Source organism: Snodgrassella alvi (assembly GCF_002777745.1).
In the GTDB taxonomy this organism is placed as follows: Bacteria; Pseudomonadota; Gammaproteobacteria; order Burkholderiales; family Neisseriaceae; genus Snodgrassella; species Snodgrassella alvi_D.
Map to the genome: position 1 here is coordinate 35,195 of NZ_MEIO01000054.1, position 20,961 is coordinate 56,155.

Below are 20,961 nucleotides of genomic sequence, written 5' to 3' on the forward strand. Positions count from 1 at the left end.
AAATTAAATAAGCAGAGCTATTTATATATTACTTAATAGCTCTGCTTATTTAACTATATTATTCTTAATAGTTACATAACGGCCTGATTTTCACTGGCTTTATCCCGCTGCCCTAAGATGATTTGCTGATTATGGGTGAGCGGATAGCGACCTAAGGACAGCCAGCCCAGACAGCTTGCCACGGGTCCGACAGCCGCTAGCTCGGTCGGGGGCGCGGGCAATGGGATTGGCGTTAACTTCGGTATTGAGGAATAACCATTATTTATCGCTAATAACGGATACCAGTAATAGCCGTTATCGCTCTGATATTGATAGTCGATATCAAGGGTAATATTTGCCCCATTCATCAAATACCCAACATATTCCCCTCGGGGACGCCGGCGAATATGGACGCCATGGGTCAGCGAATCTTGACCACTTACCACCTCGAACTTATCATTAATTGAATACGACGGGGCGACGTAGTCCATCTGCAATAAATGGCGAATTAAGGTAAATCCACTGGAGTAAAACGCCACTTTTTTATCCGGTTTCTCTAACCGCAAGTAGTTATCATTGAGCCGATAGGCCACCACTTCCCCTTCTGCCATGCATTTGACTGCCACCTTATCGGTCAGTTGCAACTGGTTTAGTACCTGAGCATCGACATGAATACCCCCATGCCATTGCTGATTCTTTCCCAGTAGATAATACCCTGACTGCGCCTCGGCTAAGGCGGTGAATAGTTTACTTAGGCTGTATTGCTTGTCACCCACCGGAAATTGCCAGTCGGTGGCATTGTTTAAGCTCATATTTATTCACCATTATTTTGAAAATATCCATTGCGTTTTTTTCAACGTTGTTTTTAATGCTACATTTAGTTTTTGATGTGTTATGTTTGCACTGCTGGCTAATAGGTTTTTGGTGCTCATTTTTTGCAGGCTCTGACATCTTAATATCACGTTTTTTCCTGTCCCTAATTCAATCCCTTGCTGGCTGAGTTTGATATAGCTGCCGCCACTGATTTATTCTCTGGTTCTTAGTAAACTAAATCGAATATATTGTTATGCCTTTAGTGGAAATAATTCAAACTGTCCACCAGCAAGTATGAATTGAATATATTTTTGAGAATAAAGTTGATCCGCATGTTTTTTAAAACGTTCTTGCCAATCAGGTAACCACCAAAAATAACTAATTATTCCATAATAAGGATCAGGGCTTATCACTTCTTGAAGCAAGCGTTTGTTAATAATGCCTTGCTCATAAGCCTTATTAGTAATATCCATAACACACAGATAATGCTTTACAGAAAGATATTTCATAGGAAATATGGCAGACATTTTTTGATTTTCATCATATTTGGATGAGCTAATCACTTTTAGAACATCCCCTAAATAAGTAACAGGATCTTTTCTCATTTTTTGAGTAATAGAAAATTGAAATATCTCATCCCGGTGTTCTATTGTCTCCCATAAAAGGGGATTAGTAGCATTTATAGCTTGCTGATCAATAAAATCGAAAAAATCTTTATTTATATCTGTTTTTGCTAACTGTTGTCGGCAAAAATCTACATCAACCTTAACTCTATAAATATAGTACCAGAACGTTGTTAGGCTAAAACATAGTAATAAACATAAAGAAATTATTTTTATTATTATCATTAATTTATTTTTAATTATCATTTAATGGTCCCTTTATATCGGCGAAATACGGTAAAATCATGGTCATTACTGGTTGCCGTCCTGTTTTTATGTCGAAAACCAGAATCATTTACTTCGATGCGTTCCCAACTATAACCTTAATCTAATGCTGATAGCCTTTATTGTATTTTTTCTCCAGCGATGAGAAGAACCAGCTTAGGGCTATGGTCATAATCAGGTAAATGATGGCAATTGTGTAAAGTGGGGTGTCGTAGGTAAGGTAACGTCCGGCTGCGGCTCGGGCGGCAAAGGCGAGCTCGGCAACGGCGATGGCTGAAAGCAGGGAGCTGTCTTTAAGTAGGGTGATGAATTCGTTCCCAATCGGTGGCAGCATGCGGCGGATGGCTTGAGGCAGGATGACGTAGCGCATGGCTTGTGTGTAGCTGAGACCAAGGGAGCGAGATGCTTCAAACTGGCCGCGATCAATTGATTGGATACCTGCGCGGAAGATTTCGGTGATGTAGGCACCAGAGTTAACGGAAAGTGCCAGTATACCGGCAATGAGTGCACCATAGTTGCGGCGCAGTTCGATGGCGAGATCGCCGCTGATAATCAGGCCGTCGGTGGGGTTGATAAGGAGCGGAAACCAGACGAAGTACCAGATGAAAATCTGTACGAATAAGGGGGTGCCACGAAAGATGGTGACATATAGTAGTGAGATCTGCCGCAATACCCATACTAGGGCTCGCACGGGTAAGCCGCCTTTTTCTATGCGGATTACGCGGGCAAGGGCGAATATCAGGCCGAGCAAGGTGCCCATGATTGTGGAAATCAGGGTGACGCCAAGGGTGGTTAGCGCACCGTAATAAAACATTTCGCGGTATTCGTAGATGATGTCGAAACGAAAGGCCATTGTGTTACCTAATGTAGTTTTTGAGGTGTTGCAGCTGGCTGTGGTAAGCCTTAGCGTTCAGTAGCCGCTATTTTAGCAAGAAATGCTGTTGTAACTGTATCAAATTTTGTTTGCTATTGAGAATCAAGCGGATTTGTTAGTAGATGGGGTTGAAAATGCTGATTATTTACTCTGGCTAAGGTTGGCTGAAATGTTTACAATGATATGTTTTATTATTTGATTCATTCAAGAATTGTATGCAAGTTTGGTTGGGGAGCGGGCAGCAGCCGGATTGGTCTGGCGGTACAGCGGTAACAATTGGTAATTTTGACGGGGTGCACTGTGGGCATCAGCATATTTTACTGCGTTTACGTCAGGAAGCCAGCCAGCGTGGGCTTGGTTCGGTTGTGATGATATTTGAGCCGCAACCTCAGGAGTTTTTTGCGCAGCAGTCTGGAAAGGCTTTGCCTTACCGGCTGACGCCCTTGCGTGACAAGCTGAATCTGCTCGCTGAAAGTGGCTGTGTAGATGCGGTATATGTTTTGCGTTTCAATCAGCGGTTTGCATCGATGCAACCGATGGATTTTATTAGACAGGTGCTGGAGGAACAGTTATCTGCTCGCTATTTGCTGGTGGGTGATGATTTTCGGTTTGGCGCACACCGTGGCGGCGATTTTGCTTTGTTGCAGGCTCAGACTAGTTTTGTGACGGAGCGTACACCGTCTGTATTGGTTGAGGATGTACGTGCATCCAGTACGGCGGTGCGGCTGGCACTGGCGGCTGGTAATTTGGCCTATGCGCAGTTGTTGCTGGGGCATGAGTATACGCTTAGTGGCCGGGTGAAACATGGTGCTAAACTGGGGCGCGAATTGGGCTGCCCGACAGCCAATATACATTTGCCAGCTTTGCATTATGCTTTGAATGGGGTATTTGTGGTTGATGTAGTTGGTGCTTTCGGACGTAAGCGGGGTGTGGCGAGTTTTGGTAAAAATCCGACGGTATGTGCAGGCAGTGAGCAGAAGCTTGAGGTACATATTTTTGATTGTGCTGATGATCTATATGGACAACGTTTACAGGTGCATTTTTTGCATAAGTTACGTGATGAGTTGAAGTTTGAATCGTTGTCTGCGTTGCAGGCACAGATTTTTGCTGATATGGATGCTGCGCGAATATGGCAGGCTACCTGAATTGCTGGATGGTATTCGGGTGGTCGTAAAAATTGTTGAATTGTATTGTTATTAGATTATTAGGTAATTAGATTTTTGTTAAAGAGAAGGTCATGACTGACTATAGTAAAACTGTAAATTTATTGGATACGCCGTTTCCGATGCGCGGTAATCTGGCTAAGCGTGAAGGTGGCTGGTTGAAATCATGGTATGAACAGAAGCGTTACGAGAAGCTGCGCAAGCTGGCTGCCGGTCGACCGAAGTTTATTCTGCATGATGGTCCTCCGTATGCTAATGGTGATATTCATATTGGTCATGCTGTGAATAAGGTGTTAAAGGATATTATTATTCGCAGTAAGACGCTGGCCGGATTTGATGCGCCGTATGTGCCGGGCTGGGATTGTCATGGTTTGCCGATTGAGCTGATGGTTGAGAAGAAGCATGGCAAGAATATTCCGGCAGCAAAGTTCCGTGAGTTATGCCGTGAATATGCGCACGAGCAGATTGCCCGGCAGAAACAGGATTTTATGCGTCTGGGTGTGCTGGGTGACTGGGAACACCCTTATCTGACTATGGACTATCAAACTGAGGCAGATATTGTGCGTACTCTGGGCCGTATCCAGCAGGGTGGCTATTTGTATCGTGGTGAAAAGCCGGTGCAGTTCTGTCTGGATTGTGGTTCTTCTCTGGCTGAGGCTGAAGTAGAGTATAAGGATAAGGTGTCTTTTGCGATTGATGTGGCGTATCAGTTTAAGGATAACGCTGCTTTGGCGCAGGCTTTCGGATTAAATGAGGTATTGGGTGAAGCTTATGGTGTTATCTGGACGACAACACCATGGACTTTGCCGGCCAGTCAGGCGATTTGTGTTGGGCCTGAGGTGGTTTATCAGCTGATTGATACGCCAAAAGGTATGCTGGTACTGGCTAAAGAGCTGGCAGAAGCTGCATTGGGTCGTTATGGTTTTGGTGCTGATGATACGGCGGTACTGGCTGAGGTGACTGGGCGACAACTGGAAAATCTGCATTTGAATCATCCATTTCTGGATCGGGACATTCCGGTCTTGCTGGGTGAGCATGTGACTACTGAAGCGGGTACTGGTTTGGTTCACACGGCTCCGGCTCATGGTCTGGATGATTATTTTGCCTGTCTGCGTTATGGAATCCAGTTGTATAACCCAGTGAATGCTGAAGGACGTTATATCAGTGATGTGCCACGATTAGCTGGTATGACGGTCTGGGAGGGTAATCCGGTGGTGATTGACTGGGTGGCTGAAGAGGGCAAGTTACTCTCTAACGGTAAAATTACTCATAGCTATGCTCATTGCTGGCGTCATAAAACGCCTTTGATTTATCGTGCAACTGGTCAGTGGTTTATCGGTATGGATAAGGAAGGATCAGATGGTAAGACGCTGCGCAGTAAGGCTATGGATGCGGTTGATGTAACTGAATTCTTTCCGGTCTGGGGACGTGCGCGTCTGGAGGCGATGATTGAAGGCCGTCCTGATTGGGTGGTATCACGCCAGCGTTATTGGGGCACACCGATGGCGTTTTTTGCGCATAAGGAAACCGGTCAGTTGCATCCGCGTTCGGCTGAATTGCTGGAAGAGGTAGCTAAACGGATTGAACAGCATGGGATTGAGGCATGGTTTGCTCTGGATAAGCATGAGTTATTGGGTGCAGACGCGGATGAGTATGATAAGTTATCCGATACGCTAGATGTGTGGTTTGATTCTGGCAGTACACATTATGCGGTACTGCGCCAACGTCCGGAATTGACCTGGCCGGCTGATTTGTATCTGGAGGGCTCGGATCAGCATCGTGGCTGGTTCCAGTCTTCGTTACTGACTGCCTGTGCTACGGTTGGTAGTGCTCCCTATAAACAGTTGCTGACACATGGTTTTGTGGTGGACGGTAATGGGCAGAAAATGTCTAAATCTGTGGGTAATGTGGTCGCACCGCAAAAAGTGAATGACAGTCTGGGCGCGGATATTCTGCGTTTGTGGGTAGCTTCTACGGATTATTCGGGTGAGCTGGCAATTTCTGATGAGATTTTGAAACGGGTTTCGGAAAGCTACCGTCGGTTGCGTAATACGTTGCGCTTTCTGCTGGCTAATCTGAGTGATTTTAATCCGGATACTGATGCTGTGGCTGTTGCTGATATGCTGGAAATGGATCGTTATGCTCTGGTACTGGCTCAGCAGCTACAGGAGCGTGTGGCTGGTGATTATTTTGCTCGCTATGCATTCCATTTTGCGGTTCAGGATATTGTGCATTTCTGCTCTGAAGATATGGGTGCTTTCTATCTGGATATTCTGAAAGATCGTTTGTATACGATGCAGGCTGATAGTCATGGCCGTCGCAGTGCTCAGACTGCGCTGTATCATATTACGCGTAATCTGGTGCTGTTACTGAGCCCGATTCTTTGCTTTACTGCTGAAGAAGCCTGGGCGGTATTGACGGGTAATGATGAGGATAGTGTGCTGTACCATACTGCGCATGTGTTCCCGTCTGTGTCTGAGGCCGAGGTAGCTGGGCTAACGCAGAAATGGCAGGCAATTCGTGCGGTGCGGGATACGGTGAATGTGGCAATTGAGTCGTTGCGCGCTGATAAGAGTGTTGGTTCTTCATTGCAAGCCGATGTGACTATTCAGGTGCCAGCGGAAATTCTGCCTTTTGTTAGTGCATTGGGCGATGAGTTACGTTTTGTGTTGATGGTTGCTTCGGTAACGGTGGAAGAGGGTGCTGAGCTTTCTGCTACTGTGGCTGTTGATCAGGGCTCTAAATGTGAGCGTTGCTGGCATTATACTGATGATGTGGGTACAGATCCGCAGCACCCAACTATCTGTGGCCGTTGTGCGCTTAATATTGATGGTGCTGGTGAACAACGGCTGTATGCCTGACAGGATGATGGTTCTTGTGTTGCCGGTTTTTCTGGCATGATTTGAACGATTCAGGCGTGGCAGATTTGGTCGGCCACGCCTGTTATGGTTTTAGGGAAAGTTATGCAACGAAAAAAAATGTTTTTATGTGGTGCAATTATTATTCTGGGCTTGATAGCTGACCAGTTGTCGAAATACATGGTTTTGCACCATGTGCAATATCTGGAACGAATTACGGTAATACCGGGTTTTTTTGATTTGACTCTGACGTATAACCCGGGCGCGGCGTTCAGTTTTCTTGCTGATGCGGGTGGCTGGCAAAAGTTCTTTTTTATGGGGCTGGCGCTGGTGATTTGTATTTACTTGTTGCGCGCTATTATCCGGGATGAATTCGGGAAGATGGGTAAGATTGCTGCTGCGCTGGTTATCGGTGGTGCTACTGGTAATGTGGCTGACCGGATAGTTCATGGGCATGTGGTTGATTTTCTGTTGTTTTACTACCATAATTGGTTTTATCCGGCATTTAATGTTGCTGATAGCCTGATTTGTGTCGGCGCGGTGTTGCTGGTGCTGGAAAGTATTTTTCATCAAAAGAAAAAGGCGGTCTGATTTTTTGTCTGTGGTGAAATCAGCTAGGTAACGGGACGTTTAATGAGTGACAAAAAGATTTTGCTGGCCAATCCACGTGGATTTTGTGCCGGTGTTGACCGTGCTATCAGTATTGTGGAACGGGCACTGGAAGAATATGGTGCGCCTATTTATGTGCGACATGAAGTGGTACATAATAAGTTTGTGGTTGATAATCTGCGCAATAAGGGAGCGGTATTTATTGAAAGTCTGGATGATGTGCCGCCGGATGCTACGCTGATTTATTCGGCTCATGGTGTATCGCAGGCTGTACAACAGGAAGCAATGGCACGTGGTTTTCGCATTTTTGATGCTACCTGTCCTTTGGTGACCAAGGTACACAAGGAGGTGTCACGGCTTGATGAGCAGGGCTATCAGATTGTGATGATTGGCCATAAAGGCCATCCTGAGGTTGAAGGGACGATGGGGCAATTGCCGCCAGGTGCGATGTTACTGGTGGAAACAGTTGCTGATGTGGCCGGTTTACAGGTTCGTAATGAGGAAAAGCTGGCTCATGTGAGCCAGACAACGCTCTCGGTTGATGAAACCAGTGGGATTATTGCTGCGCTGAAACAGCGTTTTCCTAATATTAAAAGTCCGCATAAAGAGGATATCTGTTATGCAACCACTAATCGTCAGGAAGCAGTGAAGAAGCTTGCTGCAATCTGCGATGTGGTAATTGTGGTGGGTTCTCCCAATAGTTCGAATAGTAATCGTTTGCGTGAGGTTGCTGCTTTACTTGGTGTTGATGCCTATATGGTTGATAACGCTGAATGTCTGCAAACGCAGTGGTTTAGCGGGAAGCAACGAGTAGGAATTACTGCCGGTGCTTCAGCACCGGAGGTACTGGTGAACGATGTTGTACAAACTATTGTTTCCTGGGGATACCCAACGGTTACTGAAGGTGCTGGTGTGGAGGAAAATATTATGTTTGTTCTGCCGAAAGAGCTGCGTGGTTCATCATGATTACGCCTGTTTTATCTGGCGACGGTGTATGTCAGCGTGCTCATGATGATGGCAGGATGTTATTAAAGGATATCGATTTTCAGCTTATGGCTGGTGCGCGGGTAGCTATCAGTGGTGCGTCAGGAGCAGGAAAATCGGTTTTTTTACGTACAATTTCTTTGCTGAATTTGCCTGCTGCGGGTACGTTGTACCGTCATGGCAAGCCTGTGCATTTGAGTTCGTCTTGTATTGCGCAGCATCGCAGCCAGATTGCTTATGTAAGACAGCAGGCTGTGCTGATTCCGGGTACTGTGCGGGATAATTTAATGTTGCCTTTTACTTTATATCATTATCGGCATGTGAAGTTTCAGCCAGATTATGTGCAACAGATATTTCAGGATTTGGGCAAAGAAGAGGATTTTCTGGAACGTGACGCAACAGATTTGTCAGGAGGTGAAGCACAACTGGTATGTTTGCTGCGTATAGTGCAATTAAACCCGCCGGTTTTGTTGCTGGATGAACCAACTGCTTCACTGGATGAAGGTTCTGCTCGTGCAGTACAAAGGTTGGTTAATCAGTGGCAACAGGCTAATCCTGAGGCTGCTTATATATGGATTTCGCATAGTGAGCAACAGGTTATGGAGGTCGGCGATGAAATCTGGTATCTGGATGCCGGTAGAATCACTCATACCAGAAAATCATCACAAGCTGGGATGCAATGATGCAAGGGACTAATTATATTAGTATTGCAGAATTAGTCTTAGCTTCGTTACTGATTCTGGTGAGTGCCGGTGTTTCATTGTGGCTGAAGCTAGGGCTGACTAAACGGATTTTGATTTCTGCTGTGCGGGCTGTGGTGCAATTATCCATTTTAGGTTTGTTACTTAAATGGATATTTGCTGCCGATCAATGGTACTGGGTACTGTTGATTATTGTTGTTATGACTGTGATAGCCGGATTTTCGGCGCGTTCGCGTGGTAGCTATGTTTACCATGGTTTGACTCAGGATGCTTTATCCTCTGTGTGGCTGGCTTCATGGCTGAGTGCGGCAGTGGGGTTATATGCGGTACTACATATCCGGCCGTGGTATTCGCCACAGTATGTGATTCCTATTTTAGGTATGGTACTGGGTAATTGTTTAACGGCTGTAGCGTTGTGTCTGGATCGGTTAACGCAGGATTTACGCCAGCAACAGGCACGGGTAGAAGTGATGCTGTCTATGGGTGCCACGGGCTGGGAAGCCTATCGAGATACTGCACGGGCAGCGGTAGTGGCTGGGATGTTGCCAACGATAAATCAGTTGAGTGTGGTAGGGCTGGTAAGCCTGCCGGGTATGATTACCGGGCAGATTCTGGCCGGTGCTCCACCGGATCAGGCGATTCGTTTTCAGTTGCTGACCATGTTTCTGATTTGTGCTGGTTCTGCTGGCGGTTGCTTGTTATGTGCAGTTTTGGTGTATCGTCGTGTGTTTGGCCGTTGCTGGGAGTTTTGTAACTGGCGTCTGCAACGCCGAAAAATAGAAAAAATTTAGATTTTAGTTTTTAATCAGTAAAATCTGTTGGTAGTCATAAATAGATGAATTTTTTATTTGTAATCTAAACTAAAGCTGATTTATCTGTACCGCATGGGGAATCACTTGGGATATTCTATCATTTCGATTTTAGCATTAATTTTTTAGGGTAGATTTCAAAGAACTAACTGTTGATTTAGTCAGCACTAATTTTTCACTTTAAAATATTATCTATGTGATTTAGATGGTTAAATTGTAGCTATAGTCTAATAAGCTTATTATTTGTTCTAAAGGTACTGACCCGTCCAGCATTATTGTTAGCCAGTGATTTTTATTCATATGATAAGCTGGATATAGTCCAGAGCTGTTTTTTATTGTGGAAATCAGTTCTGGATCGGATTTTACATTAATTATTTCCACCATATTATTGGAGTTAATGCCCAATTTATTTTTTTCAACTACCATAATTAAACCAAACCATTTGCCATTACTTTTATGTCGAAGTACTTTATAATCAGGAAATTGCTTAAACGGATGATCAATTTGTACATCATTCAAAGTATGAGTGTATTCAATTAATCTGTTTTTAAGGCTCATGATTATTTCCTTTTTTCGATTCACTAAAGCTAATGTTTACTCCGTAAAATGGTCAACCGGTTTGGTAGCAAATAGTTGAGTACTGTTGCCGAGTTTAAATTGTTTCTGGCATCTTGGTGATTTGATGTATATAGGCTCAGGCAGTTTCGTCAATCCATGCCTGTTGAACTGCTTCGAGTATGCGCTCGCCACAGTGTTCAGGCTTGTCATCAAATTCTGGTAAGGCCAGTATCAGCTCACGCAGTTGGGTAAAGCGAATGTTGACAGGGTCAATGTCTTCATGGCGGTCTGCCAGTTCTTCGGCAATGTGGTGTATATCAGTCCACTTCATAGTGTAAATCTGTATTTAATGAGGGTGATTGGCAAAAGAATATAAAAAAGCTTTAGTATGGTTGATCAGTACTGTCTGGTATTAGTGCTCTTCACGCGCGTGGTTAATGGTGTATTTGGGAATTTCGATAGTAACATCACTGTCAGCCAGTCGTGCCTGACAGCTCAGGCGTGAATCTGCTTCCAGCCCCCAAGCCTGATCAAGTAAATCTTCTTCCTGCTCGGTAGGTTCCGGCAGGCTGTCGTATCCTTCGCGAATAACAACATGACAGGTTGTACAGGCACAGGATTGTTCGCAGGCGTGTTCAATTTCAATATCATGCTCAAGTAATGCATCACAAATGCTGGTTCCTGTGGGAATATTGTCTAATACTTTTCCTTCAGGACAGAGTTGAGGATGAGGCAGTACAGTAATTTTGGGCATGGTGGTTCCGTATTTCTAAATAATGCAGGCGTGGCTGGTTTTAAGAAGTGAAATCAGCCACGCCAAGGTTGGTATTAAATCAGTCTTTGAGCTTTCAGTACCGCAGTTACGCCGGCGTCTGCTTCTACGCGCTGATAAAATGCATTCAGGTTATGGTATTGGCTCAGGTCAATTTTACATCTTTGTGCCCAGCGCATTTCTATATAAACGTAAACATCGGCAATACTGATGCTGTTACCGGTTAAGTAATCCTGTTGAGCCAGAACTGTGTCAACCGAAGCAAACATTTTTGCTACTGCGGCACAGGCATTGGTCTGAAGTTTGTTTTGTACCTCTTCGCCATCAATCATTCTGGCGGCACCAAAAATAGGCTTAAATCCTGAATGCAAATCACTATTGGCAAAAGCTAACCACTGGCGTGCTTTGGCACGGGCTTTAGGATCATTGTTAGCCGTGGCACCATAAATGCCTTTGTTGGGTGCAAGGTCGTTAATGTAATCAATAATGGCTATGTTCTGGCTAAGTGTCCAGTTACCGTCTGTAAGTAAAGGTACTTGCCCTTGTGGGTTCAAGGCCAGATATTCTGTTGATTTAACTTTGTCGCGACCTATTTCTTCAGCAGTATATTCCAGCCCGCTCCATTGCAGGGCTACATGTGGTACGAATGAACAGGCACCAGCTATGTAATATAGTTTTAACATTTTGTTATCTCCTGTGTATAGGCAAATATTTTAATGTGCCTGTGGTTGAAATTTTAAATTTCACTGACGTTTTTACCTTGTAAGGCACGCTGGATATTGCGGTTCATGCGTCGGGCAGCAAATTCATCAGTTGCGTGATTCAGGCTATGTATGGCATCGCGGATATCTTGTGCATTGCCACGCTCAATCTGGTGTTGGGTTTGTTCTAGTGCAGTCTGAATGGCATGCTGTTCATCGGTGCTGAGTAAATCCGCATCCAGTGTAAGGGCGCCGCTAACTGCTGCAATAATACTTTCTGCTTCTACTATGGCTTCGGCACGGGCACGCTGCTGGGCATCAGTCTGCGCATGGGTAAAGCTGTCTTTCAACATCTGGGTAATAACGGTGTCGTCTAATCCATATGAAGGCTTAACTTCAATATGAGCTTGCACGCCTGTGGTTTGTTCGCGGGCAGATACAGATAGCAGGCCATCAGCATCTACCTGAAATGTAACTCGTATGCGAGCTGCTCCGGCCGCCATCGGCGGAATACCACGCAAGGTAAATTGTGCCAGACTGCGACAATCTGCTACCAGCTCACGTTCTCCCTGTAACACATGAATCATCATGGCCGTTTGCCCGTCTTTGAAGGTAGTGAAGTCCTGCGCGCGCGCGGTTGGAAGGGTGCTGTTACGCGGAATCACTTTTTCTACCAGCCCGCCATAAGTTTCCAGACCCAGTGATAATGGGGTTACGTCCAGTAACAGCCATTCATCATCATTTTTGTTGCCTGCCAGCACATTAGCCTGCATGGCAGCTCCTAGTGCCACTACTTCATCAGGATTGAGGTTATTCAGTGGTGTTTGTCCAAAGAAGGTGGCTACTGCCTGCTGTACATGCAGCATGCGGGTAGCACCGCCTACCATGATTACTCCTTTAACGTCAGTTTTACTGATATTGGCATCACGCATGGCCTGTTTAACCGGTTCCAATGTTTTGGCCACCAATGGCTGGGTTAGATGATGGAAGGTATCACGACTGATGTCGGTAAGAATCTGCTGCCCATTGGAAAGGGTAGCACCAATGGTGGTTGAGGTTTCGATGGTCAGGGTTTCTTTGGCTGCTCGAGAAAGTGATTGTAATAATGCACTATCCTGCGCATTTAGCTGTGATAATTTATTCTGTTCCAGTAACCAGCAGAACAGGCGCTGATCAAAATCGTCACCACCTAAGGCGCTATTGCCGTTAGTTGCTTTAACTTCAAATAGGCCGCGGCTTAGGGTTAAAACTGAAACATCAAATGTTCCGCCGCCAAGATCATAAACTATGAATGTTCCTTCTGCGGCATTATCCAGACCATAGGCAATGGCAGCAGCAGTGGGTTCATTGAGTAAGCGCAGAACATGCAAACCTGCCAGCCGAGCGGCATCTTTGGTTGCCTGACGCTGTGCATCATCAAAATAGGCTGGTACGGTAATAACGGCACCGGCCAGTTCTCCACCAAGGCTGTTTTCTGCCCGCGTTTTCAGTACACGCAGGATATCAGCAGAAACTTCTATCGGGGTTTTATTACCGGCTCGGGTGTGAATACTGATAATGCGTTCATCATCAGTAAAATGATATGGTAAATAGCGGGCTTCAGACTGATTTCTGATATCGTCAAGGGTGCGGCCGATCAGGCGTTTAGCAGAACTGATGGTATTGGTGGGATCAATGCGCTGAGCTTTTAATGCACCTGTGCCTACTTCCGGAGGGCAATCCTGTTGATAACGTACAACTGAGGGCAGTGTAATCTGTCCCTGTTCATCTGCCAAACATTCTGCATGACCACTGCGCACGGTGGCTACCAGGCTATTGGTTGTGCCCAGATCGATACCAATGGCGCGGCGGTGTTCATGCGGGGCGGAGGATAGTCCGGGCTCGGCAATTTGCAATAAGGCCATAATCTGAATTTTGTCCTGATTTTAAAAATTACTTATCGATTTGATGGTTTCTCAAATCATGTAGCTGCTATAAAGTTTATAGTATCAGGGCAGTGCTGCCTGAATTTCTGTGTGTAATTTGTGTAAAAAACGTCCCTGACGCACTAGTTTGGCCGCTATTTCTAGCTGATTCTGCATGAAAGCTGTATTCAGTTCCTGATACAATTTGTCTTGTTCCTGCTGAATCGTAGCGTCCAGCTCCTGTAGTGTTACTGCATCGGCTTCAGTACGGGCATCTTCTAGGGTTTCGCGCCATTGCATTTGTTGCATTAAAAAATTGGCTGGAAAATGGGTGTGTTCGGGTGCATCTGCATCAATATTTTGTTGTTGCAGTAGGTATGCCGCACGATCTAATGGATTGCTTAGGATACGATAAGCTTCGTTTACTGTAGCAGCCATCATCATTGCTTGCTTTTGTTCAAAAGTACTTCTGGCGGCAAATTTATCCGGGTGGCACTGTGCTGCCAGTAAACGATAATTTTGTTCAAGCTGCTTATCATCAATATTAAACTGCTCGGGTAATTGAAAAAGTGCAAAGTATTGGTTCATGCAGTTCACCTTGTGGTGACAACAGGGTTGAAGCAGAAATGGCCAGACGATGTAAAAGGGTTTTGCCGGTATTCTGCTTTTCCAGAAAAAAATTTGGCTGCTTTACCCGTGTCTGTGGCATTTACCAGCAAATTTACTGACCTCAGGTAAAAACGGTTACTGCTTAAACATGAAAGCTTTCGCCACAGCCGCATTCGTCTTTGACATTGGGGTTGGCAAATTTAAAACCTTCCTGCAAACCTTCTTTGACAAAATCTAGTTCAGTGCCATCCAGATAGATATGGCTTTTGGGATCCACAAACACTTTGACACCATATTGCTCAAAAAGTAAATCTTCAGGTTGGATATGGTCGACAAATTCCAGAGTATAAGCCATGCCCGAGCAGCCACTGTTTTTGACACCAAGGCGGATACCTTCGCCTTTACCACGTTTGGTCAAATAGTTGCTAATGTGCTGGGCTGCTTTTTCAGTCAGAGAAATCATGTTCTCTCCTGTTGAAACTTCTCCTGAATTCAGCGCAAGGCATATTCAGGATTTGTTACGGTTAAAACGACGTTTATATGAAGAGAGAAAAAAGCGTTTGATTTCTATTTTCTCTTCACAATTAACGCAAAAACGTGTGCCAGAATACTTAAGTTGGCGCTCAGGTAATATAGGTTCACTACATTCCAGACAAAACTGTCTGGTACACATCTTGATATTATTTAGGCGTACTGCATTAACCTGCTGATTATCATTTTTTTCAGTAGTGGATTCATTATCATTTGCGCTACTACCAAAAATCTTCATGTTAATCGTGATGCTTTTTTCGATAATCAGCTATAGCAGCCTTAATGGCATCTTCAGCCAGAATAGAGCAATGGATTTTTACAGGCGGTAAGGCCAGCTCTTCTGCAATAGCACTATTTTTAATAGCCAATGCTTCATCCAGACTTTTACCCTTTACCCATTCGGTAATCAGGCTAGAGGAGGCGATGGCTGAACCACAGCCATAAGTTTTGAACTTGGCATCTTCAATAATACCGTTGTCACTTACTTTGATCTGTAATTTCATAACGTCGCCACAGGCTGGTGCCCCCACCATTCCTGTGCCCACATTTTGATCACTTTTCTCAAAAGAGCCAACGTTGCGTGGATTTTCATAATGATCAATGACTTTATCGCTGTAGGCCATGATATGTTCCTTTTACAATTATTCTGATGCACGAGAAAATAAAATCTTTTCTATCTACGCAGCAAATAACTTATTTTATATTGTGATGTACCACCCTGCTTAAACAGCAGGGCAGAAAATTTGTTTCTATATAGTTGGGTTAATGGGCTGCCCATTCTACACTGTTCAAATCGATACCTTCCTGATGCATTTCCCATAGCGGCGATAGTTCACGCAATTTACCAATTTTGGATTTAATCAGTTCTGCGGCGTAATCTACTTCGGCTTCAGTGGTGAAGCGTCCAAAGGTAATTCGCAGTGAGCTGTGAGCTAGTTCGTCATTGCGTCCTAATGCACGCAGTACGTAGCTTGGTTCCAGACTGGCTGATGTACAGGCAGAACCGCTGGAAACTGCAAGATCTTTAACAGCCATAATCAGGCTTTCACCTTCAACAAAGTTGAAGCTGATATTCAGATTCTGATAAACGCGATGTTGTAGGTCGCCATTGATGTATACTTCTTCGACATCTTGCATGGCATTTAAAAAGCGGTCGCGCAATGCTTTGGCGTGAGCATTGTCCTTATCCATTTCCAGACGCGCCAAACGAAATGCTTCGCCCATACCAACAATCTGGTGTGTGGCCAGTGTACCAGAACGGAAACCACGTTCATGTCCGCCACCATGCATCTGGGCATTCAGGCGAACACGTGGTTTACGCCGTACATATAAAGCACCTATACCTTTAGGTCCGTAAGTTTTATGTGCTGACATGCTCAATAAACCAATCTGATTGGCTTTTACATCAATATGTACTTTACCGGTAGCCTGTGCTGCATCAACATGAAAAATAATGCCTTTTTCAGCACAGATGGCACCTATGCCAGCAATATCCTGAATCACACCGATTTCATTATTTACCCACATGACGCTAACCACAGTCGTATCTGGGCGAATAGCTGCCTGTAGTTCAGCCAGATCAATCAAGCCATTTTCCTGTACGCCCAGATAGGTAACTTCAAAACCTTCGCGCTCAAGCTCACGCATGGTGTCCAGTACTGCTTTGTGTTCGGTTTTGACCGTAATCAGATGTTTACCTTTGCTGGCATAAAATTGCGCCGCACCTTTCAGAGCTAGATTGTCAGATTCAGTTGCGCCAGAAGTGAAAATGATTTCTTTTGAATCGGCTCCGATCAACGCTGCAATTTCATGACGCGCATTTTCTACAGCTTCTTCTGCCTGCCAGCCAAAACTATGGCTATTGGAAGCAGGATTGCCGAATAGCTCAGTCAGATACGGAATCATTTTTTCTGCCACGCGCGGGTCAACCGGCGTTGTAGCAGAATAATCCAGATAGATAGGAAGTTTTACGGTCATTGTCGTGTTCTCTTTAATTTAATATTCATGGCAGCGCAGGAGCTAGTGCAGATTAATCAGGGTAATTGGCTGCTCAAGGCTGCTTTTTTGTTCGTCACTGTTATTACGGTAGATTTTCTGGTTCAGAATACATTGCAAAGTAATTCCACGCAGATAACCGTCTATGGTTTTATTCAGGTTGGCCCATAAGTCATGCGTCAGACAGGGCGTGCCATCCAGACAATCAGCATGACCGCCACATAATGTGGCATCCAGAGTGTCTTCTGCAGCAGTAATAATGTCGGCAATATTGATTTGGGCCGCATCATGACTTAAAACATAGCCTCCACCCGGGCCACGAATACTTTCTACCAGCCCGGCACGGCGTAATTTCCCAAACAACTGTTCAAGATAAGACAGGGAAATACGCTGACGCTCGCTAATTGCGGTCAGGTTTACCGCACCGGATTGCGCATGCATGGCTAAATCCAGCATGGCAATAACAGCAAAGCGTCCCTTGGTGGTTAAACGCATGACAAAACCTGAGATAGATTGACAATAGGTGAATTATCTAATACCCGACAATTTTAGTCAACTTTATTTAAGGTTAAATCAAGGAATTATGCCGGAATTGACTGCATCAAAAAGGCAGATAAACTAGTTAGTAGCCATAGGCTAAATAATGATTTCCAATCCGGGCCATGCTTGGTGCCTGACAGGGGGTAACATTATCCACACAGGCATACTTTTAATAAGCGATATTGATTTCTCATTGCACTTAGATATAGATTGAATTTATGCCAAGTTGCTTAATCATAGTAGGGGAGAAATAACAGCTCATAATAAGCCTCTTTCAGATTATTATGCAGTTTCACTATTGTACTGAAGACGGATAACAACAATCAGCGAAACCACTTACGTACAACATCAAGACCACCAAAGCGCACACTGATTGAGGTAGCCGCCTGTGTTTTTGGTTTCGCATGATAAGCCACACCAAAACCGGCCTCCTGTAACATGGGAATATCATTAGCACCATCGCCCATTGCTACAACCTGCAATTTGCCCAGTCCAAGTTTATCCCTATATTCAGCCAGTAAATCAGCTTTGGCCTGTGCATCAATAATCCTGCCGGCTAGTTCGCCGGTTAACGCATCATTTTTTACTACTAATTGATTAGCAAAAGTATAGTCAAGTCCGTATTGCTGCTGTAGTCGTTCAGTAAAATAGGTAAAACCACCTGAAACCAGCATAAACTTAACGCCATACTCATGACACTGCTGTAACAGCCATTCCGCACCCGGTGACAGTTTTAGTACATTTTCGTATACATGCTGTAGTTCAGTAAGCGGTAAACCTTTCAACAGTGCTACGCGCGCACGTAAGGACTGCTCAAAATCAATTTCACCGCGCATAGAGCGTTCAGTTATAGCAGCAACCTGCGACTGCAAACCTACACCAGCAGCAATTTCATCCACACATTCAATTGTAATCAGTGTGGAATCCATATCACTGATAATCAAACCTAAATCAGCAAAACTCTGGTCTGGCACAATGGCAAAATCAATTTGCTGTCTAAGTAATTGGGTCTGCACTAATTCAGTTAATTGAAAATCTGCACTTACCGGCAGACGCAGTACAGAATCATTAAATGTATACTCTGGTGTTGGCGGGATAATCGTATGTAAAGCGGATAAATCACACTGGCGCAAAGAAGCGTTTTGTAAAACCAGAACTAAAGACATGACAAATACACAGCCTGACAAAACTATTCAGTATAGACACCAGCATGATGGTTGACAATAAACAGCCGGAAAAGAAATTTTCATCACAAATAAGAAAATCGTCTGAGTAAAATTAATTAACTTAAGACAAATTAAAGAAAAATTAATTTACATTATATTCTTAAAATCTAAAGAAAAAACACAAATCAGTTTGTACAATGCAGCTTTTTGTCCAAAATGGCGGTCATGCAAGGATAAATTAATATCCAGAAATTTTAGTATTATTGCTATCATTCTGGGTCGCAACTTTATGGAGTTATTACATGCAACACCCCTCAACCACCTCATCGGCGGTCGATCAATACCGGGAACTTACCATTCGCGGTATGATCTTAGGAGCGTTAATCACAGTAATATTTACGGCATCTAACGTCTATCTGGGGCTGAAAGTTGGCCTGACATTCGCATCATCCATACCTGCTGCCGTGATATCCATGGCTGTACTGAAATGTTTCCAAGGTTCAAATATTCTTGAAAATAACATGGTGCAAACACAGGCGTCAGCTGCCGGTACCCTGTCGTCAATAATCTTTGTTTTGCCAGGCCTGTTAATGATTGGATACTGGCAAGGATTTCCATTCTGGCAAACAACCCTTATTTGTGTTGCCGGTGGCGTTTTAGGTGTTATTTTCACCGTTCCATTACGCCATGTACTTGTAGTTAATAGTAAATTACCCTATCCAGAAGGGTTGGCGGCAGCTGAAATTCTTAAGGCAGGTGACCATAATCAGCCGCATGAAGGCGAAGGTGATACACCACAAAGCGGAGTTAAACAGATCGTTAGCGGCAGTATATTGTCGGGTATTTTCAGCTTTCTGGTTAGTGGTTTGCGTGTAGTCAGTGAAAGTGCCAGTGTCTGGTTTAAAGCAGGTAGTGCAGTATTTCAGGTGCCGATGGGATTCTCTCTGGCTTTATTAGGTGCCGGCTGGCTAGTTGGTATTACCGGTGGTATTGCCGTACTGCTGGGTATGTTTTTCTCATGGGGAATAGCTGTACCGTATTTTACCAGTACCACACCTATGCCCGAAAATACTGACATGGTAAATTTTGCTATTAATCTATGGGTTACCAAGGTTCGCTATATCGGAGCCGGTGCCATAGCTGTAGCAGCAATATGGACATTAATAACCTTGTTTAAACCCATGCTTGAAGGCATGAGATTATCTTTTCAGGCCTTTAGCTCCGGCTCAGATTCCAGCGAGTCGCGGGAGAGGGTAAATCAGGATTTATCACCCAAAACCATGTTGCTAATAATGATGGTAACCCTGATTATTCTGGTAGCTACTTTCTACAGCTTTATCGCTAGTGCACCCATTTCTTTTGGTCTGGCCTGTGCTCTGGTGGCCTGCGCCACGATTATGGCATTTATCATTGGGTTTCTCGTGGCCGCAGCCAGTGGTTATATGGCAGGTCTTATTGGTTCCTCTTCCAGCCCGATATCCAGTATTGGTATCGTGTCCATCGTAATCATCTCATTGGTATTTATGGTGATCGGTCAGTCCAGTGGTATTTTTGCCATGGCTGGTGGCAATCAGTTTATGACCGCACTGGCTCTGTTTACTGCTTCTGTTGTAATGGCTATTTCCACCATTTCCAATGATAACCTTCAGGATTTAAAAACTGGTCACCTAGTGCAGGCTACGCCGTGGCGGCAACAGGTAGCTTTGATTATTGGCAGCGTTGTAGGAGCCATTGTTATTTCCCCAGTATTGGAATTGCTCTACAACGCTTACGGCTTTACCGGAGCTTTGCCACGATCTGGTATGGATGCCTCTCAGGCACTTTCTGCTCCACAGGCAACCCTGATGACCACTATTGCCAAAGGTATCTTTTCGCATAATCTGGAATGGACATATATCATGGCTGGTGTATGTTTAGGTATATTCCTGGTTATTCTGGATATAGTAGTAAAACGTCTTCGTCCGGGTTGCAGCGTACCTCCATTGGCTGTTGGTATGGGTATCTATCTACCAGCTTCCGTAAATATGCCTATCTTTATTGGTACCGTACTTTCGTACTTTTGTATGCGTCATGTCAGAAAACGTTATACAGATCCGAAAACTCAAGAACGCGAACTGAAAGCCACAGATCGCCGTGGTACATTATTAGCTGCCGGCCTGATAGTTGGTGAAAGTATCGTAGGTGTAGTAATGGCCATGCTGATTGTAGTTTCCATTGCATTGGGATCAGGCGAAGCACCATTAGCATTGAATCTGGATCACTGGGATAAAATTGGTCAAGTATTAGGGCTGGTTTTCTTTATCTCAGCCATAGTGATTCTGGTTAGACAAATTATGAAAAAATAATTGTATTATTTAAAATAAAAGCAGCGCTATTAAAGCGCTGCTTTTATTTTATTGCTACTTATAAGAATATTAATTCAGGCTTATATTGAAATAAGAACATTTAAAATATTAATTTATATATTGCTCTATACATTTACAAAAATATTGTTATAAATGAATTAGT

General features: G+C 44.3%; 22 protein-coding genes. 7 read left to right on the forward strand and 15 right to left on the reverse strand.

Going from position 1 to position 20,961, the window contains the following annotated elements:
* Positions 1–71: 71 nt before the first annotated feature.
* The 3 genes from BHC51_RS08155 to BHC51_RS08165 form a co-directional block, all read right to left on the reverse strand.
* On the reverse strand, positions 72–791 hold the full coding sequence (locus BHC51_RS08155) for a hypothetical protein (RefSeq protein WP_100153769.1): 720 nt from the start codon (positions 789–791) through the stop codon (positions 72–74).
* Positions 792–1,043: 252 nt separating this feature from the next.
* Positions 1,044–1,661, reverse strand: coding sequence for a hypothetical protein (locus BHC51_RS08160; protein WP_100123399.1), 618 nt, complete (start codon positions 1,659–1,661; stop codon positions 1,044–1,046).
* Positions 1,662–1,782: 121 nt separating this feature from the next.
* Positions 1,783–2,532, reverse strand: coding sequence for an amino acid ABC transporter permease (locus tag BHC51_RS08165; RefSeq protein ID WP_100123400.1), 750 nt, complete (start codon positions 2,530–2,532; stop codon positions 1,783–1,785).
* 236 nt (positions 2,533–2,768) lie between these two features.
* Between BHC51_RS08165 and ribF the strand changes: the two genes are divergently transcribed.
* The 6 genes from ribF (at position 2,769) to BHC51_RS08195 (ending at position 9,659) form a co-directional block, all read left to right on the forward strand.
* Positions 2,769–3,698 carry a bifunctional riboflavin kinase/FAD synthetase gene (gene ribF, locus BHC51_RS08170; RefSeq protein WP_100099353.1) on the forward strand — a complete coding sequence of 310 codons (930 nt, stop codon included), beginning with the start codon at positions 2,769–2,771 and terminating at the stop codon, positions 3,696–3,698.
* A gap of 92 nt (positions 3,699–3,790) precedes the next feature.
* Positions 3,791–6,577, forward strand: a complete 2,787-nt coding sequence (ileS, locus tag BHC51_RS08175) for an isoleucine--tRNA ligase (protein WP_100153770.1) — start codon at positions 3,791–3,793, stop codon at positions 6,575–6,577.
* A gap of 102 nt (positions 6,578–6,679) precedes the next feature.
* Positions 6,680–7,165 carry a signal peptidase II gene (lspA, locus tag BHC51_RS08180; RefSeq protein ID WP_100153788.1) on the forward strand — a complete coding sequence of 162 codons (486 nt, stop codon included), beginning with the start codon at positions 6,680–6,682 and terminating at the stop codon, positions 7,163–7,165.
* 42 nt (positions 7,166–7,207) lie between these two features.
* Positions 7,208–8,149, forward strand: a complete 942-nt coding sequence (gene ispH / locus BHC51_RS08185) for a 4-hydroxy-3-methylbut-2-enyl diphosphate reductase (RefSeq protein WP_100099350.1) — start codon at positions 7,208–7,210, stop codon at positions 8,147–8,149.
* Positions 8,146–8,850, forward strand: coding sequence for an ABC transporter ATP-binding protein (locus BHC51_RS08190; protein WP_100153771.1), 705 nt, complete (start codon positions 8,146–8,148; stop codon positions 8,848–8,850). Before ispH ends, BHC51_RS08190 begins: the two co-directional genes overlap by 4 nt.
* Complete coding sequence (locus BHC51_RS08195; RefSeq protein WP_218966401.1) at positions 8,847–9,659, forward strand: ABC transporter permease; 813 nt, start codon at positions 8,847–8,849, stop codon at positions 9,657–9,659. The genes BHC51_RS08190 and BHC51_RS08195 overlap by 4 nt, the downstream gene beginning before the upstream one ends.
* A gap of 219 nt (positions 9,660–9,878) precedes the next feature.
* On the opposite strand, the gene BHC51_RS08200 is transcribed toward BHC51_RS08195, so the two are convergent.
* From BHC51_RS08200 to serB, 12 genes are all read right to left on the reverse strand, one after another.
* Positions 9,879–10,235, reverse strand: a complete 357-nt coding sequence (locus BHC51_RS08200; RefSeq protein WP_100123404.1) for an MmcQ/YjbR family DNA-binding protein — start codon at positions 10,233–10,235, stop codon at positions 9,879–9,881.
* A gap of 136 nt (positions 10,236–10,371) precedes the next feature.
* Positions 10,372–10,566: a Fe-S cluster assembly protein IscX gene (gene iscX, locus BHC51_RS08205; RefSeq protein WP_100099347.1), complete on the reverse strand. Its 195-nt coding sequence runs from the start codon at positions 10,564–10,566 to the stop codon at positions 10,372–10,374.
* Between the two features lie 81 nt (positions 10,567–10,647).
* Positions 10,648–10,989, reverse strand: coding sequence for an ISC system 2Fe-2S type ferredoxin (gene fdx / locus BHC51_RS08210; RefSeq protein WP_100153772.1), 342 nt, complete (start codon positions 10,987–10,989; stop codon positions 10,648–10,650).
* 74 nt (positions 10,990–11,063) lie between these two features.
* Positions 11,064–11,690, reverse strand: coding sequence for a glutathione S-transferase family protein (locus tag BHC51_RS08215; RefSeq protein ID WP_100153773.1), 627 nt, complete (start codon positions 11,688–11,690; stop codon positions 11,064–11,066).
* Positions 11,691–11,743: 53 nt separating this feature from the next.
* A complete protein-coding gene (gene hscA, locus BHC51_RS08220) occupies positions 11,744–13,612 on the reverse strand; it encodes a Fe-S protein assembly chaperone HscA (RefSeq protein ID WP_100153774.1) in 1,869 nt (622 codons plus the stop codon).
* An 84-nt stretch (positions 13,613–13,696) separates the two neighbouring features.
* Positions 13,697–14,200: a Fe-S protein assembly co-chaperone HscB gene (hscB, locus tag BHC51_RS08225; RefSeq protein ID WP_100153775.1), complete on the reverse strand. Its 504-nt coding sequence runs from the start codon at positions 14,198–14,200 to the stop codon at positions 13,697–13,699.
* Positions 14,201–14,363: 163 nt separating this feature from the next.
* A complete protein-coding gene (gene iscA, locus BHC51_RS08230) occupies positions 14,364–14,684 on the reverse strand; it encodes an iron-sulfur cluster assembly protein IscA (protein WP_100099342.1) in 321 nt (106 codons plus the stop codon).
* Positions 14,685–14,729: 45 nt separating this feature from the next.
* On the reverse strand, positions 14,730–14,990 hold the full coding sequence (locus BHC51_RS08235) for a TraR/DksA C4-type zinc finger protein (RefSeq protein WP_100099341.1): 261 nt from the start codon (positions 14,988–14,990) through the stop codon (positions 14,730–14,732).
* 1 nt (position 14,991) lies between these two features.
* Positions 14,992–15,375 (reverse strand): Fe-S cluster assembly scaffold IscU, encoded by a 384-nt coding sequence (iscU, locus tag BHC51_RS08240; RefSeq protein ID WP_100153776.1) that lies wholly within the window; start codon positions 15,373–15,375, stop codon positions 14,992–14,994.
* A gap of 139 nt (positions 15,376–15,514) precedes the next feature.
* Positions 15,515–16,729, reverse strand: coding sequence for an IscS subfamily cysteine desulfurase (locus BHC51_RS08245; RefSeq protein WP_100135704.1), 1,215 nt, complete (start codon positions 16,727–16,729; stop codon positions 15,515–15,517).
* Between the two features lie 42 nt (positions 16,730–16,771).
* Positions 16,772–17,242, reverse strand: coding sequence for an Rrf2 family transcriptional regulator (locus BHC51_RS08250; protein WP_100099338.1), 471 nt, complete (start codon positions 17,240–17,242; stop codon positions 16,772–16,774).
* Positions 17,243–17,610: 368 nt separating this feature from the next.
* The gene (gene serB, locus BHC51_RS08255) at positions 17,611–18,453 is read right to left on the reverse strand and encodes a phosphoserine phosphatase SerB (RefSeq protein ID WP_100153777.1); all 843 of its coding nucleotides are present in this window, start codon (positions 18,451–18,453) and stop codon (positions 17,611–17,613) included.
* A gap of 302 nt (positions 18,454–18,755) precedes the next feature.
* Between serB and BHC51_RS08260 the strand changes: the two genes are divergently transcribed.
* Positions 18,756–20,798, forward strand: a complete 2,043-nt coding sequence (locus BHC51_RS08260; protein ID WP_100153778.1) for an OPT family oligopeptide transporter — start codon at positions 18,756–18,758, stop codon at positions 20,796–20,798.
* The last annotated feature ends 163 nt before the right edge of the window (positions 20,799–20,961 follow it).